This is a genomic window from Acinetobacter sp. ANC 4862, from assembly GCF_004336635.1.
GTDB lineage: Bacteria > Pseudomonadota > Gammaproteobacteria > Pseudomonadales > Moraxellaceae > Acinetobacter.
Genome location: NZ_SJXH01000023.1, coordinates 19,174 through 33,673, shown reverse-complemented (window position 1 = coordinate 33,673; position 14,500 = coordinate 19,174). Strand labels below are relative to the sequence as shown.

Here is a 14,500-nt window from a genome sequence, read left to right as displayed (position 1 = left end):
CAGGAGGGTTAATCAATGCCTATTACCGTACATGCTTATACTTCACTAGAAAATGACGAAGTGCGCAGCCAGCTTGAGCGACTGTATGACACGAGCCCGGAATTTGGAGATGGGCAGGATGCCATTGAACAACTAGAGCAAAACTTGGCTCAGTATACCTTAGTTTACACAGCAGAATTTAATACTAAGTTGATTGGGGCGATTTGGTGTACCGGACAAGGGGAAAGTAGAGTTTTGGAAAATATTGTAGTGCACCCGGCTAACCGTGGACGCGGGGTTGCAGAACGACTGGTGAGCGAAGTCTGCCGACTGGAAGAAGAAAAAGGCGTTAAAGTTTTTGAACCGGGGTGTGGTGCCATTCATCGTTGTCTGGCGCATCTGGAAAAAATTTAGGCTTGAATCCCTTATAAAAAAGCAGCCTTGAGGCTAATGCCAGTCAGTTCAAAAATTGACTGGCATTTTTTTATTGCGAATTCATCATGTTATTTGATACGCGGAAATGTCATCCGCAATTGTTTTAGGGATGAGGGCACTGCACCCTAAGATACTTTTCTTGCGAAGCTTCACTGCTCATCTGGCGAATGAGAAACACTGTTTCGTAAGGAGTCCATGTGCTCAGAATATTTGATCTAAAAAGCCAGCAAGTTTATTAAACAGCTTTTAACTGATCAGCATGAAGCCTTGAGACTGTTTTTTTATAAGTTAAAAATAGCCATGTCGCTAAATAATAAATGGAGTTTTAAATAAAAAATAAGCAAATAACATGAGATTTGCTGTAAAAATAAACACTTGTTTAAAAAAGCATAAAACCTACTTGACTGAAAAACACTTAAACTGTTTAATACGCGACATCGGCGTGATAGCTCAGTAGGTAGAGCAACGGATTGAAAATCCGTGTGTCCCCAGTTCGATCCTGGGTCTCGCCACCATATTCAAAATCTATTCCAAGATTTCAATCCCTGATCCCATCAGGGATTTTTTTTGGGTAAAAAATATTCGATCAAATAAAAATGTGATGAATTATATTGACTATTGATGACAGATACGGCTTAATACACCGCATCGGCGTGATAGCTCAGTAGGTAGAGCAACGGATTGAAAATCCGTGTGTCCCCAGTTCGATCCTGGGTCTCGCCACCATATTTGAAAAAACCTCAAACAATGTTTGAGGTTTTTTTTTGTCAGCATTTTTTTCGGCTGAACTTTTTTCGTATAAAATAACCGTAATAACAATTCGAGAATAAAAAATGAAAAGAACCGGATGTTCAATATTCACTTTAACAATCCTTTCCGGGCTATGACTTGTCCAATATTCAAAATAAGCACGTATTTGCCAAACGTCTGGTCAGTGAATTTGTTGATGCAAAAAATGATCCGAATGAAGTCTTGGCAGGTAAAGCCACAGTTAGTACGCAGCAACAATATTCAGCAGGTGGTGTGTTACCGAGGCAGATTTATGCCGGACAGCAACTATTTGCGCATTTTGATACTTTGGGGAAAGTACCCAATAACGAGCAGGTCTTTGTACGCTGGAGCAACCCGTCTACAGGGGAAGTGCTGTTTTTTATGCCACAGCGGGTCAGTGTCAATCGGGAGCAAAACTGGGTCAGCTTTAATCCAGTTAATGGATGGAAAGTGGGGAGTTACGATGTTAAATATTATCAGTTGAATGATCAGCTCAATCCGATTGCCCAAACCAGTTTTAAAATTGATCAGGTGATTGATTAAATTAAGGAATATTTTGAGAATAATTAAATGAAAGACCTGTTTTCCAATCATAGTCTTCGCTATAAACAAGCCCGCCCAAATTATTCCATGCAAATTGTGAAAGAAATTTTAAAGTATGTTCCGGAACGGAGTTTCGCATGGGACTGTGGGGCAGGGTCTGGACAATTCACCCAATTATTAGCCCCGTATTTCGATCATGTGGTCGCAACTGATATCAGTGAAGCACAGTTGCAGCAAGCGCCTTATTTTGAAAATGTCAGCTATCAGGTGCAAGCAGCCGAGCAGACCAGTATTCCTGCACAATCCATTGATCTTGTTACTGTGGCACAAGCGATTCACTGGTTTGACTTTGACGCATTTTATACAGAAGTCAAACGGGTGCTTAAACCGCAAGGTGTGTTTGCTGCCATTGGTTATGGCCTGATCGAGGTGCAGGATGCTGCGCTTAACAGTTTGGTTCAACAACTGTACTTTGACATTTTAAACGACTATTGGGACAGTGAGCGCCGTTATATTGATGAGTTGTATCAAACCATTCCGTTTCCTTTTTATGAGCAGACTGTGCCAGAGATGTATTTGCAATATCAATGGTCGCCACAGCAGCTGATCAGCTATTTAAAAACATGGTCAGCACTCAAGCATTATCAAGATAAAAATGATCATGACCCGCTTCAACTCATTTCAAACGCTTTACAGGCTGTGTCTGAAAATTTAGATGTAACATTTCCTGTACTTTTACGCGTTGGAATGCGAGAAAAATAACCATTGTGGCAGAGGTTTTATATCGGAAGGACAGTATAAGCAGGAGGAGATAAAAATCTGATTTATAGAAACATGATCCAGCGTACAGCTTTTTTATAGCAGCAGATCTGATGTTTTTTAAGATATGAAATGAGATGGTTTTTTAACGAAAGTTAGAATGTCCCGCAACACCACTGGTCTGGGGAAATTGGCTGAAAGGCGCATACGCTATACAATTACAGGTGTCGACGGTTGTTTGTTTACTTCAATTCATTGTTGAGTAGAACTGCCATGAAGCTCCTAAAAAATTTGTCCTGCGCAATCGTAGCGCTTGTCGGAAGTTTTTCCATTTCCTCTACTTTTGCCGATATAGCGAATGTCCCTGGATTAAGTCCCTTAACAGAATCTGAGTTAAGAGCTGAAACCACACGCCTAATTCAATATAAAGAAGACCCTCAACAAGAGAGAGCTTTGGAGCATCGAATTATGCAGATCCAGATGGATACTCAAAACTTTGTTGTTGATCCCACTATTGTAGCGACGATAGATTTTGTGCCTGATGGACCAATGCCAGATATAAACAGCTTGCCATTGGCATTGCAGCAATATGTTTTGGCCATTGCACAAGGTTTGCAATCAGCTGATCCAAGAGAAGGCTTGTATATTATACTCGCGAATTTTGGTATAGACCGTAACGCAACCACTGTGCAAATTGCTCGAGAGCAACTTTCATTGGGTATTTTGGAAAATACTTCGCTAAATGAAGCAATCAGAGAGTTGCAACAACAGCGAAGAACGATACCGAATAATGGCATTCGCTAGTTAGGCAGTATTTAGATACAAATTTTTTCCTTATCACTAAAAAAAGGATGCTCATCAATGGCATCCTTTTTTTACGGCTAAAATACGTTACCGCAGATTAAGCAGCAGATTTTTTAAACCAAGAGAAGAATGATTTTTTCTCGGCTTTTACTTCAGTTTTAACAGCATCCGCTTTTTCAGCAGTCACTTCTTTAACTTCAGCAGTTTTTTCAACAGTCGCGTCTTTTGCTTCAGTTGCTTTAGCAACAGTCACGTCTTTAGCCACAACAGTTTTAGCTGCAACTGCATTTTTAGCCGCTACGGTTTTAGTCGCAGTTACATCTTTTACGTTAACCGCTTTAGCGACTGCTGCATTTTTTGCAGCAACTGTTTTTTCTGCAGCAATTTCTTTTTTCACTTCAGCTTTTTCTTTTGTTATTGCAGCTGCTGCTTTAACAGTGCTGGCGGTCTGAATGGTATCTGCTTTTACTTGTGCTTTTAGCGCGGCTACTTGAGCTACTGGAGTTGTTTCTACAGTGGTAGCAGCTATAGCAGATGTAGTCGCTGCAACCAAAGCGATAGCCAAAGTAGTTTTAATCGTATTCATGGTGATTACTCAATTGTGAGAATAAAGAGAAATTTTGTACTTTTTATATTAACGCCTGAGATGCTCATCTTTTTAAAGTGAAGGACTTAATGAGGTTTAGTTGTGTGAATATTCAACTAAATTTACAGAGTGATAACAGGATGTTGCAGAGTGGTTACACATGTTTGAGTTTGTAGTCCCATCTAGATTTGATGGAATAGCAATGGATATTCTTGATGATGCTCATGATTTAATTTTTTATTATTGATGTTGAATGGGTTGCAAGCTTTGGTTTTTGTCCAGAAAAGTTCTCATGCAGTTGAACAAAACCATTTCATCCTTTCAAACATGACAGTTTTGCAATAGTGCTGTCATCTGCTGTTCAAATTTTGTTGCTAGATTAAAACGGTCGCAAAAATCACAACATAAAATCTAGGCAGGTGAGTCATGAAAACCATACATGTTTTTGATGATATTCAGCATGTGTATAGTGAGTTTGTTGCTAATAAAAACTATCCAAAACTAGAAAGCTTAAACAACAGGGGTAAAAATCGTTTTTTCTTCAATCAATACTTTGAAATGATTGAAGGCTGGCATCATACCGAGCAGATTGTGATTCAGTTCAATCAGCAATATTTCAGTCTGGACACGGGCAGTGCCCCCGACTTTATGGACAAAGAAAAATATATGGAATGGTTGCGCGAAGAACTGTTGCAGTAAAAAATATTTTTATCTAGCTTTTTAAAGCCCCCCCCAAAAAAAAACTGTCCGTACCGGGCAGTTTTTTGCTTTTGATCCGGCAGGGAGTATGCATAAATGGAATGCAAGCAGCTTATTTCAATCTGCGGTTGAACGGGCTATGCTAAAACATCGTCAGCGAATTGATTTCAGCCCAACCACCGATGCTTTGGAGTGCAGTCTTTTATGCAACAGCTTATTTGTTATAAAGAACTTCCTGTCTGGACACAGCAGAGTATTCCGCAAGGTTTTAAAAATCAGCACAATACCAAAGCCGGTACCTGGGCAAAACTGACCGTATTAAAAGGTGAGCTGCATTTTGCCATGCTGGATGAATCGGGTAGCGTACAGTCCGAGCATGTGTTTAGCTCAGAGCAGCAACCTCCTTTTATTGAGCCACAGGCATGGCACAAGATTGTTTCTGCCAGTGATGATGTGCAATGTCAGCTCAAGTTTTACTGTACGCCACAAGATTATTTTTATAAAAAGTATCAGCTTTCACCCACTCACTCAGAAATCTTGGCTGCTACGCCGTATTTGCAAGGTAGCCGTGCTTTGGATGTCGGCTGCGGGCAGGGGCGTAATGCGCTGTATTTAAGTCAGCATGGTTTTGAAGTGGATGCCTGGGATGTCAATGAAAACAGTCTGCAAAAGTTGAGGCAGATTATTCAGAGCGAGCAGATTGATAATATTCATGTACAGCAGCGTGATTTAAATGCAGACCCAAGCATTACAGGTTGTTATGACTTTATTTGCTGTACTGTGGTGATGATGTTTTTGCAAGCCAAAACGGTGAAACCCCTCATTGCACAGATGCAACAAGCGACTAATGTGAATGGTTTTAACCTGATTGTCTGTGCGATGGATACAGATGATATTCCTGCACAGCCTGACTTTCCTTTTGCATTTAAAGCCGGGGAGTTAAGCGCTTTGTACGAAGGCTGGAAAATTGTGAAATACAATGAAGATATCGGTGAGTTGCACCGGGTCGATGCGCAGGGAAATCGGATTAAACAGTATTTTGCGACCTTGTTGGCGCAGAGAGTTGAAGTATAGTTATTAATAATTATATTTTAGATTAGTAATTTTATATTGTATCTATATGATTTAAAATATTTTAATATTTAGTTAAAGTATACAAGAAATAACCGCGATGAGTGAAATAGAGACAAATGGCTATTTAACATGTAGTAAATGCAATTCAACAAATAGGGTTATTGAGATTGGTCGTCAGGGAATTTATAAATGCGGAACTTGTAGAAATGATTTATTGGTTATTAATAAAGAACAAAAGGATTCTAAAATAATTTCTATTTTAACGGCTTCTGTCTTTATTGGCGTGGTGGGAGCATTTGGTATTGATCAAATTCAGGAAAGACTAAAATCATCTAACATTAGCTACACAGAATTAAATACGAATTGGTCTGATTGGCAGATTGAAGTTTTTGATCGAAACTGTAAAGCAAATTACTCGAAGTTAAAGTCAAATTGGTCTTCTGAAAAGATTGCTAAAACATGCACGTGCTTTGTGACTTATATTGTTGAAAGAACAGATTATCCGAGAACTGGAAAACTGAGTGATGTCATCGTAAATGAGAGCTATAGAGAATGTCGTTAAATGAAAATAAGAAAAATGAGCACGTAACTCGATTTCTAGAGTTATTGGAAATTTGTTATGAAGGAGAATTAAAAACATTTAGTGATGATTTTTCAAATGGTGATGATACTTTTTATGAAAAATTAAAAAAAGAAATACAGCGTGCCAGGGCTGGTACGGTTACATTGAAAAAAGAAGATAATTTTAAAAAGTATAATTTCTTTTTAGAGTACAAACTTTGGGAAAAGAACAATACTGATACAGAAATGAAAATTTTTGATTTAAAGGTAACTAGATTAATTAGGAACTTATAAAAGTAAGAGATTTAAAAAATCTCTTACTTTTATGCATTTGGCTTATAAGGAAATAATAGGCATTAAGTTTGCTCTCTTAGCAAACTTATGAATATTAAATTTAATTTGCTTTACAGCAGTCTCTACACCTATTTGTAAAATGCTTTGGCTGTAGTCGTAACCATGAAGAAGTTCATTATTTTGAAAAAAGCGACCAAGAGGATCAATCATTAAGTAAGAGTGGGTCATTTCATCATTATTTTCTGAATAAATAATTTTCTTAAATTTGGTGTGTCTATTTATAAAGTTATAAAAATCATCGTTGTTGATAGAGTTTTCCTCTGTCAATATTGGAAGCATTTTAAAAATTTTCCATTTAGTTGGAGAAGCTTTTGTAATAAATGAATTAAAGTCTTCTAATTTATTTAATTCATTGATTACGGTGTTTATTTTAATTTCTATATTAGGGCTTAATGTTCTTAGTAGATTGATTTTTTTTAGAATTTCATCAGCATCCATTGGCATATTTTTCACAGTTCTACCTATTTCTTTATTGGTATTTTTGTTTAGAGAGTCAACGCTAAAGCCTATAGATAAAAATTCATTTCCAATGATTTTAATTAATTCATCATCTAATACAGTGCCATTGGTAATAGCTGATAATTCAAAATGATATTTTTTTGCTTCTTTAATTATTCCTAAAATCTTTTGCTTATAAAGAAAAGTTTCACCACCAACCAAATTAAGACGAATCCCCGTAAAGTTAGTTCCATGAACTTGATTGATAATCATTGGTAGTAGTGATACTTCTTTAACTAATTTGAGAACTTTTTCATTATCATGAATAAGTTCTCTATTCTCATTTTTTTTCCATTTTGCAAAACAATAAAAACATTGATAATTACAAGCTTCAGTAATGTGCCAATTAACAACTAAATTTGTCATTATTTTCTCGATAATAAGAGTGGTCAGATAATTCCTTAAATTAATAATAATATTTAGTAGATGTATTCTGGGGGACAAATAAGGGACAAAAAACCCCGCATTAAGCGGGGTTTTTTTTATCTCAGTATTTAATTAAATATTAAACACGTTCGATAATCGTTGCGATACCTTGACCAAGACCGATACACATGGTCGCAAGACCGATTTGTGTATCTTGTTGCTCCATAACGTTCAGCAATGTCGTTGTTATACGCGCACCAGAACAACCCAATGGGTGACCTAATGCAATTGCACCACCGTTCAAGTTCACACGGTCTTGCTGGTCATAAATGCCTAAGCCTTTAAGAACCGACAAACCTTGTGCAGCAAATGCTTCGTTCAATTCAAAAGTTTGAATGTCAGCAATCGACAAGCCAGCACGTTTCAACGCTTTTTGCGTTGCAGGAACTGGACCGTAACCCATGATTGCTGCATCACAACCTGCAACCGCCATAGAGCGAATCACAGCACGTGGCTTAAGACCTAATGCTTGAGCACGTTCAGCAGACATCAATAACATTGCAGAAGCACCATCAGACAACGCTGAAGATGTAGCCGCAGTCACTGTACCGCCTTTCGGATCAAATGCTGGACGTAAAGCCTGGAACGCTTCAAGGTTAGCATCTGGACGAATCACTTCGTCGATGTCGCACAGGATTTTGAAACCGTTCTGATCATGACCTTCAACACCAATAATTTCGTTTTTAAAACGACCTTCTTGCGTTGCAGCCCAAGCGCGGCGGTGAGATTCAACACCAAACGCATCCTGTTCTTCACGGCTAATGCCGTTCATACGGCCTAACATTTCAGCGGTTAAGCCCATCATGTTAGACGCTTTTGCATAGTGCTTAGATGCTTCTGGGTTGATGTCGATGCCGTGCATCATGCCAACGTGGCCCATGTGCTCTACACCACCAATGATGAAGATATCACCCTGGTTGGTCGCAATTTGCGCCGCAGCAGCGTGGATTGCCTGCATTGAAGAACCACAAAGACGATTAATCGTTTGACCTGCAACAGTTTTTGGTAAGTCTGCCAATAAACCAATGTTACGGGCAATGTTCATGCCTTGTTCTAGGGTTTGGTTTACACAGCCCCAGATCAGGTCTTCAACTTCATTGACATCAAACTGGTTACGAGCAACCAAGGCACGAACCAATTCAGCAGATAAGCTGTCAGCACGTACATTGCGGAACATACCGTTTTTGGTTTTACCCATTGCTGAACGTACGCCATCAACGATGACAACGTCACGTGGATTTAAAGTAGCCATTCACGTTGCTCCTTAACCGTAGAATTTTTTGTTGTTAGCAGCCATGTCACGCAACATTTGTGGCGCTTCATAAGCTTTACCTAAGTGTGCATATTTGTCGCAAAGTGCAACATATTCAGCAACACCAGTTTGGTCGATATAACGTGCTGGACCGCCACGGAATGGAGGGAAACCTACACCCATGATCATCGCCATGTCTGCTTCTGAAGCAGTCGCTACAATGTTGTCTTCCAGGCAACGAACAGTTTCGTTACAGAAAGCCAGCATCATACGGTCAATGATTTCTTGCGCGTCAAATTCACGTTTTTCGCCAGTCACTACAGATGCAATCAATTCATACGCTGTAGGATCAACTTTTTTCGCTTTCTTGCCTTTACGGTCTAACTCGTATTTGTAGAAACCAACGTCATTCTTTTGACCTAAACGTTTTGCTTCGTACATGGTTTGAATCGAACCTTTGAAGTCCGGTTTCATACGGTCAGGGAAACCTTCAGCCATGACTTCTGCACCGTGAACGCCCGTATCGATACCGACAACGTCCATCAAGTAAGCAGGACCCATAGGCCAGCCGAATTTTTCCATCACTTTGTCGATTTGCTGGAAGTCAGCACCATCTTTAAGCAATAAGTCAAACGCACCGAAGTAAGGGAACAATACACGGTTTACTAGGAAGCCCGGGCAGTCATTCACGACGATTGGTGTTTTACCCATTTTCTGAGCAAGAACTACAGTCGTTGCAATCGCCTCGCTTGATGTTTTCTCACCACGGATCACTTCGACCAAAGGCATCATGTGAACTGGGTTAAAGAAGTGCATGCCGACGAAGTTTTCAGGACGTTGTAGGCTTTCTGCCAAACGTGTGATTGAAATCGTAGAGGTATTGGATGCAATGATGGTGTTTTCACGCACTGATTTTTCAGTGTCCGCAAGAACCGCAGCTTTGATCTTAGGATTTTCAGTCACGGCTTCGATCACGATGTCCACTTCTTTAAACTCTTCCAAGCTTAAAGTCGGGCGAATACGCGCCAAAGTTTCACCCATTTTCGCAGGGGTCATTTTTTTGCGTTCAACTTGTTTGGTCAATAATTTGTTCGCTTCAGACATACCCAATGCAAGTTGCGGGTTACCAATGTCTTTCATGATGATTGGTGTGCCTTTGCTTGCCGCTTGGTAAGCAATACCGCCACCCATGATACCTGCGCCTAGAACAGCTGCCTGGTTTACAGGATGCGCACCTTTCTCATGTTTCTTCGAGGTCTTTTTCACCAGCTGGTCATTGAGGAATAAACCAATCAATGCACCCGCTTGTGGCGTTACCGCAGCTTTAGCAAAACCTTCCGCTTCAACTTTTAATGCTTCATTACGTGGAAGGCTTGCACCCGCTTGTAAAGAATCAAGCAGAAGTTTAGGCGCAGGGTATTGAGCAGGGTTTGCTTTTGCAAGAACCACGCCTTTAGAAGAGTTAAACGCCATCATCTGTTCGATTGGGCTAAGTTTAACTGGATCTAGTTTTTCCTGACGTTTTGCTTTCCAGTCTAGGCGACCAGCAATCGCTTGTTTTACCAAGTCAATTGCAGCTGCTTGAAGTTTGTCAGCAGCAACCACCGCATCAACAGCACCGTCTTTCAGTGCAGCATCAGGGCGTTTAGGATTAGCCATCGCCATCCATTCAACCGCATTGTCAATACCAATCAAACGGCTTAAACGAACCGTACCACCAAAGCCCGGGAAGATACCAAGTTTGATTTCTGGAAGGCCGACTTGAGCAGCTTCAGACATGACACGGTAATCACATACCAGGCACATCTCAAAACCACCGCCCAATGCCATACCATTGATTGCAGCAACTTTAGGAATTTCTAAATCTTCAAAGCTGTTGAAGATTTCGTGAACAGGCATCGCCCAATCCACAATTGCTTTTTCGCCCTGAGCAAAGTTATCACCAAATTCAGTGATGTCTGCACCTACGATAAATGTTGATTTACCAGAGGTAACGATTAAACCTTTAACGTCGCTATTGGCTTTAACAGCCTCAATCGCCGCTTTAAAGTCTTCAATCGTTGCGCGGTTAAATTTGTTGACCGACTCACCTTGTAAGTCAAAGCGGAATTCTGCAATTCCGTCCGAAAGCATTTGGACGGTAATGGCATTGCCAGCGTGGATCATGCCTGATCTCCTTTATTTTGGAGGACTTATTAAGTTGATGTTTTGAAGCATGTACGCATTTCCCGCGCACATCGAGCTTCGCTAATCTTACGATAACTATATCCAAAAAGAACATAACAAGTTGTATCAAGCGGTGACGCAAGGGTCATCAATTTTTTTTCAACATACCCTTGTAGTGGACAGCTCTGCTTTTACTGTGCTTTGTAAAAATGTGATGAACTTTTTGTTTAAATTAAGGTTTTTTAATCATTTCATGGCTATTTAGATCGGGTGTAAGTTTCCAATTTCAAGTTTTTTATTGGTCAGTTTTAGTCAAAAAGGTCAATTGAGCTCAATTTTTCACTCAATGAAGTCGTCGTTGTTGCAAAGTTTTAAGCTGAATATTGCAAATCAGCAGCGTTGACGCGTATTTCATTTGAATAAAACTGAACATAGTTTGCAGTCAAATACTCTGCCAAATGTTTGACTGCATAGAGGGTTATTTAGATGGTTATTCCGGTTGAATCATCAATTGCCCATCCGTATGGCTCACCGTGAGCTGCGCTTTTTCCGGATAATTTAAAAAATAAATCGCCAGAATCGGTTCCAGTTCGGTGCGCATTTTTCGAGCCAAATGGCGTGCGCCAAAACGAATATCGTGATTTTTGTAGAAGTGTGCTTTGGCGGTATCGGTTAAAACCACAGCACGCTTTTGATGTTGCAGGCGTTGATTGAATTTTTCCAGTTCAATCTCGACCAATTTCGGTAAAGCATCATCCTGAACTGCTTGATAATGCAGGGTACGATCAATCCGGTTTAAAAATTCAGGATCGAATTTTTTAAACATCACTTTTTCAATAATGGTTTGGGTTGGTATTTTTTTAAGGCAAATATCCTGCATTTTTTTCGGCAAAAAATTCAGTTTATCCAGATATTGCTGCGCAGCTTGTGCACCGACATTACTGGTCATAAAGATCATGCAGTTACGAAAGTCGATGGTTTTTGTGCCAGACGTTAAAGTGAGTTTTCCAGTATCCAGTATATTCATTAAGCCACGAATCACCTCAGTCGAGGCTTTCTCCAGCTCATCAAACAGCACAATCCCGGGACGGGTATGTGAACCGGCAATGGCAGTTTCATCAAACAGGCTATGACCTTCTTTAGAACCGACATAACCGGGAGGTGCACCGGTAATCGCAGCGGCATAATGCTCTTGCGCCAGGGTATTCATATCGATGCGGCAAAAAGCATCCGGGCGGCCATAGATGGCTTCAGCGATCAGGCGTACCGTTTCAGTTTTACCCACACCGGTTGGCCCCAGCATTAAAGTCACCGATAGCGGACGTTCAGGACTGGAAAAATCGGCTTTGACCACATGCAGCATTTTTTCAATTTCATTCAGGGCTGCATCCTGTCCAATAATGCGCTGCTTCAACAGCTGCATGACCTCAAGTGGTTCAAAATGAAAACGAGGCTTGCCCATCAGTTTATCTTTTTCAGATGTGCTATGCGTTGCAGTGACGGGTTTAACGATATGCATGGCATGATTGTGGGTCGTCATTCAGTTTGATCCAAATTCTTCAGATGGCTCGAGCATAGCAAAATAAGCCAGATTTACTTATAGCTTTTAGCAATCAGGTGATTGCTGGAACTTTGTTTGATGATGAGGAAAATCCTGAATTGGCTTGAAAATGGCGTGAAAACCATCACATCATGTAGCAAAGCAGACATCATTGTGAATAAGGCTGAATGTGAACGAAAACGCACGTAAAAATATTGAAAAAATTTTAGCCAATATGACCACTTTGCCCGGGGTTTACCGGATGTTGGGCAAAGACGGTGAACTGCTGTATGTCGGTAAAGCCAAGAATCTAAAAAACCGTGTGTCCAGCTATTTCGTTAAAACCATCGAGCATCCCAAAACACAGGCTTTGGTGGCGCGTATTTATGATATTGAAACACTGGTGGTGCGCTCGGAAACCGAAGCCTTATTGCTCGAACAGAACCTGATCAAGCTGCATCGTCCGCCGTACAACATCATGCTGCGCGACGACAAATCTTATGTCTATATTTTTGTGTCCAGTGACAAGCCATACCCGCGTATTGCTGCCGGTCGTGGCAAGGGCAAACATCAGGTCGGCAAGTTTTTTGGACCGTATCCGAGTGCCTATAATGCCCGGGATACACTGGTGGTGCTACAAAAACTGTTTAATGTGCGGCAGTGTGAAAACAGCTATTTTGCCCAGCGTAAACGCCCGTGTTTGCAGTATCAGATCAAACGCTGTACTGCGCCTTGTGTCGGCTTAATTTCGCCTGAAGATTATCAGGAAGATGTCAAAAATTCGATTCGCTTTTTACAGGGCGATACCAAAGAGCTGAATCAGGAACTGATTGCCAAAATGGAAGCTGCGGCAGAAGCTTTGGAATTTGAAAAAGCGGTATTTTACCGTGACCGTATGGCATTGCTACGTGACGTTCAATCACAGCAGGCGATTTATAAACTCAAAGGTGAAGCCGATATTCTGGCGATTGCCTACCATGCCGGGGTGACCTGTGTGCAGATCATGCATGTGCGCAATGGTAAAATGCTGGGTGGTAAAAGCTATTTCCCGGATATGCTGGGCGATGATCTGGGACAAATGCTGTCTGATTTCATGGCAAACTTTTATTTTCAGGTGGCCGATGAAGTGCCTGCCGAGCTGATTGTCAATGTCGAGATCCCCGATCGTAAAGAATTGGAACAGGCGCTACAACAGGAATTCGCCAAGAAAGTGCAGATCAAGTCCAATGTGCGGGAAACACGTGCCGAGTGGCTGGAACTGGCCAATATGAATGTGCAGCATGCCATTAAAGGACAGTTGGCCAATCATTTTGAACTGAATGAGCGTTTCCATCAGTTAGAACAGGTGGTCGGGCGTCCGATTGACCGGATTGAATGTTTTGACATCTCGCATACCATGGGTGAAGCAACGGTTGCGTCCTGTGTGGTATTTGATTCGGGCGGTGCACGGAAACGTGATTATCGCCAGTTTTCCATTGATGATATTACCGGCGGGGATGATTATGCGGCTATGCGCCAAGCGCTGACCCGTCGCTATAAAAAAGCCATGTTGCCCGATTTACTGCTGATTGATGGCGGTAAAGGCCAATTACATATGGCGATGCAAGTAATGCAGGATTTGGGACTGGATGCCTTTATGGTCGGGGTATCCAAAGGTGAGGGGCGTAAACCGGGACTGGAAACCTTACATTTTACCGATGGCACAAAAATCCAGTTGCCTGAAGATCATAAAGCGCTGCATCTAATTCAGCAGGTGCGTGATGAAGCACATCGTTTTGCCATTACCAAACACCGTGCCAAACGTGACAAGAAACGTGGTTCATCGGTCCTGGAAGTGATTCCGGGTCTTGGTCCGAAACGCCGCCGTGATTTGCTGACCCATTTTGGCGGGATTCAAGGCGTATTGAAAGCTTCGGAAAATGACTTAAAACTGGTTCCCGGTTTAGGCGATGTGATGGCGAGAACCATTTATAAAGTTTTGCATGAATAAATTCAGGCAGATTGGCCAAAGTGCTCACTGACGCAGCAGTCATTGATCATTCACAACAGTTAA

At 41.1% G+C, this 14,500-nt stretch carries 14 protein-coding genes and 2 tRNA genes; 11 read left to right on the top strand and 5 right to left on the bottom strand.

Annotated features, from left to right (window positions below):
- The first annotated feature begins 15 nt into the window (after positions 1-15).
- From E0409_RS10760 to E0409_RS10735, 6 genes are all read left to right on the top strand, one after another.
- Positions 16-393, top strand: a complete 378-nt coding sequence (locus tag E0409_RS10760; protein ID WP_131290718.1) for an acetyl-CoA sensor PanZ family protein — start codon at positions 16-18, stop codon at positions 391-393.
- A gap of 460 nt (positions 394-853) precedes the next feature.
- Positions 854-929: transfer RNA gene (locus E0409_RS10755), tRNA-Phe, on the top strand.
- A gap of 135 nt (positions 930-1,064) precedes the next feature.
- Positions 1,065-1,140, top strand: a tRNA-Phe gene (locus E0409_RS10750).
- 162 nt (positions 1,141-1,302) lie between these two features.
- Entirely contained in the window at positions 1,303-1,728 is a 426-nt protein-coding gene (locus E0409_RS10745; protein WP_131290715.1) for a hypothetical protein, read from the top strand.
- Between the two features lie 27 nt (positions 1,729-1,755).
- Positions 1,756-2,490 (top strand): class I SAM-dependent methyltransferase, encoded by a 735-nt coding sequence (locus tag E0409_RS10740; protein WP_131290712.1) that lies wholly within the window; start codon positions 1,756-1,758, stop codon positions 2,488-2,490.
- 270 nt (positions 2,491-2,760) lie between these two features.
- The gene (locus tag E0409_RS10735; RefSeq protein WP_252151807.1) at positions 2,761-3,291 is read left to right on the top strand and encodes a protein-tyrosine phosphatase family protein; all 531 of its coding nucleotides are present in this window, start codon (positions 2,761-2,763) and stop codon (positions 3,289-3,291) included.
- 97 nt (positions 3,292-3,388) lie between these two features.
- Here the strand turns inward: E0409_RS10735 and E0409_RS10730 are convergent, their stop codons facing one another.
- Positions 3,389-3,877, bottom strand: a complete 489-nt coding sequence (locus E0409_RS10730) for a hypothetical protein (protein ID WP_131290709.1) — start codon at positions 3,875-3,877, stop codon at positions 3,389-3,391.
- Between the two features lie 426 nt (positions 3,878-4,303).
- Here E0409_RS10730 and E0409_RS10725 point away from each other — a divergent pair, with 426 nt between their 5' ends.
- The 4 genes from E0409_RS10725 (at position 4,304) to E0409_RS10710 (ending at position 6,505) form a co-directional block, all read left to right on the top strand.
- Positions 4,304-4,576, top strand: coding sequence for a hypothetical protein (locus tag E0409_RS10725; RefSeq protein ID WP_131290707.1), 273 nt, complete (start codon positions 4,304-4,306; stop codon positions 4,574-4,576).
- A 204-nt stretch (positions 4,577-4,780) separates the two neighbouring features.
- Positions 4,781-5,650, top strand: a complete 870-nt coding sequence (gene tehB, locus E0409_RS10720; RefSeq protein WP_131290704.1) for an SAM-dependent methyltransferase TehB — start codon at positions 4,781-4,783, stop codon at positions 5,648-5,650.
- 97 nt (positions 5,651-5,747) lie between these two features.
- Positions 5,748-6,212, top strand: a complete 465-nt coding sequence (locus tag E0409_RS10715) for a hypothetical protein (RefSeq protein ID WP_131290701.1) — start codon at positions 5,748-5,750, stop codon at positions 6,210-6,212.
- Positions 6,203-6,505 carry a hypothetical protein gene (locus tag E0409_RS10710; protein WP_131290698.1) on the top strand — a complete coding sequence of 101 codons (303 nt, stop codon included), beginning with the start codon at positions 6,203-6,205 and terminating at the stop codon, positions 6,503-6,505. The genes E0409_RS10715 and E0409_RS10710 overlap by 10 nt, the downstream gene beginning before the upstream one ends.
- 42 nt (positions 6,506-6,547) lie before the next feature.
- Here E0409_RS10710 and E0409_RS10705 read toward each other — a convergent pair whose 3' ends face one another.
- From E0409_RS10705 to E0409_RS10690, 4 genes are all read right to left on the bottom strand, one after another.
- Positions 6,548-7,429, bottom strand: a complete 882-nt coding sequence (locus E0409_RS10705; RefSeq protein ID WP_131290695.1) for a viperin family antiviral radical SAM protein — start codon at positions 7,427-7,429, stop codon at positions 6,548-6,550.
- 139 nt (positions 7,430-7,568) lie between these two features.
- The gene (gene fadA, locus E0409_RS10700; RefSeq protein ID WP_131290691.1) at positions 7,569-8,741 is read right to left on the bottom strand and encodes an acetyl-CoA C-acyltransferase FadA; all 1,173 of its coding nucleotides are present in this window, start codon (positions 8,739-8,741) and stop codon (positions 7,569-7,571) included.
- A gap of 12 nt (positions 8,742-8,753) precedes the next feature.
- Complete coding sequence (gene fadB / locus E0409_RS10695) at positions 8,754-10,907, bottom strand: fatty acid oxidation complex subunit alpha FadB (protein WP_131290688.1); 2,154 nt, start codon at positions 10,905-10,907, stop codon at positions 8,754-8,756.
- Between the two features lie 490 nt (positions 10,908-11,397).
- Positions 11,398-12,447: an AAA family ATPase gene (locus E0409_RS10690; RefSeq protein WP_131290685.1), complete on the bottom strand. Its 1,050-nt coding sequence runs from the start codon at positions 12,445-12,447 to the stop codon at positions 11,398-11,400.
- 190 nt (positions 12,448-12,637) lie between these two features.
- On the opposite strand from E0409_RS10690, the gene uvrC reads away from it, so the two are divergent.
- Positions 12,638-14,437: an excinuclease ABC subunit UvrC gene (uvrC, locus tag E0409_RS10685; RefSeq protein WP_131290680.1), complete on the top strand. Its 1,800-nt coding sequence runs from the start codon at positions 12,638-12,640 to the stop codon at positions 14,435-14,437.
- Positions 14,438-14,500: the final 63 nt, after the last annotated feature.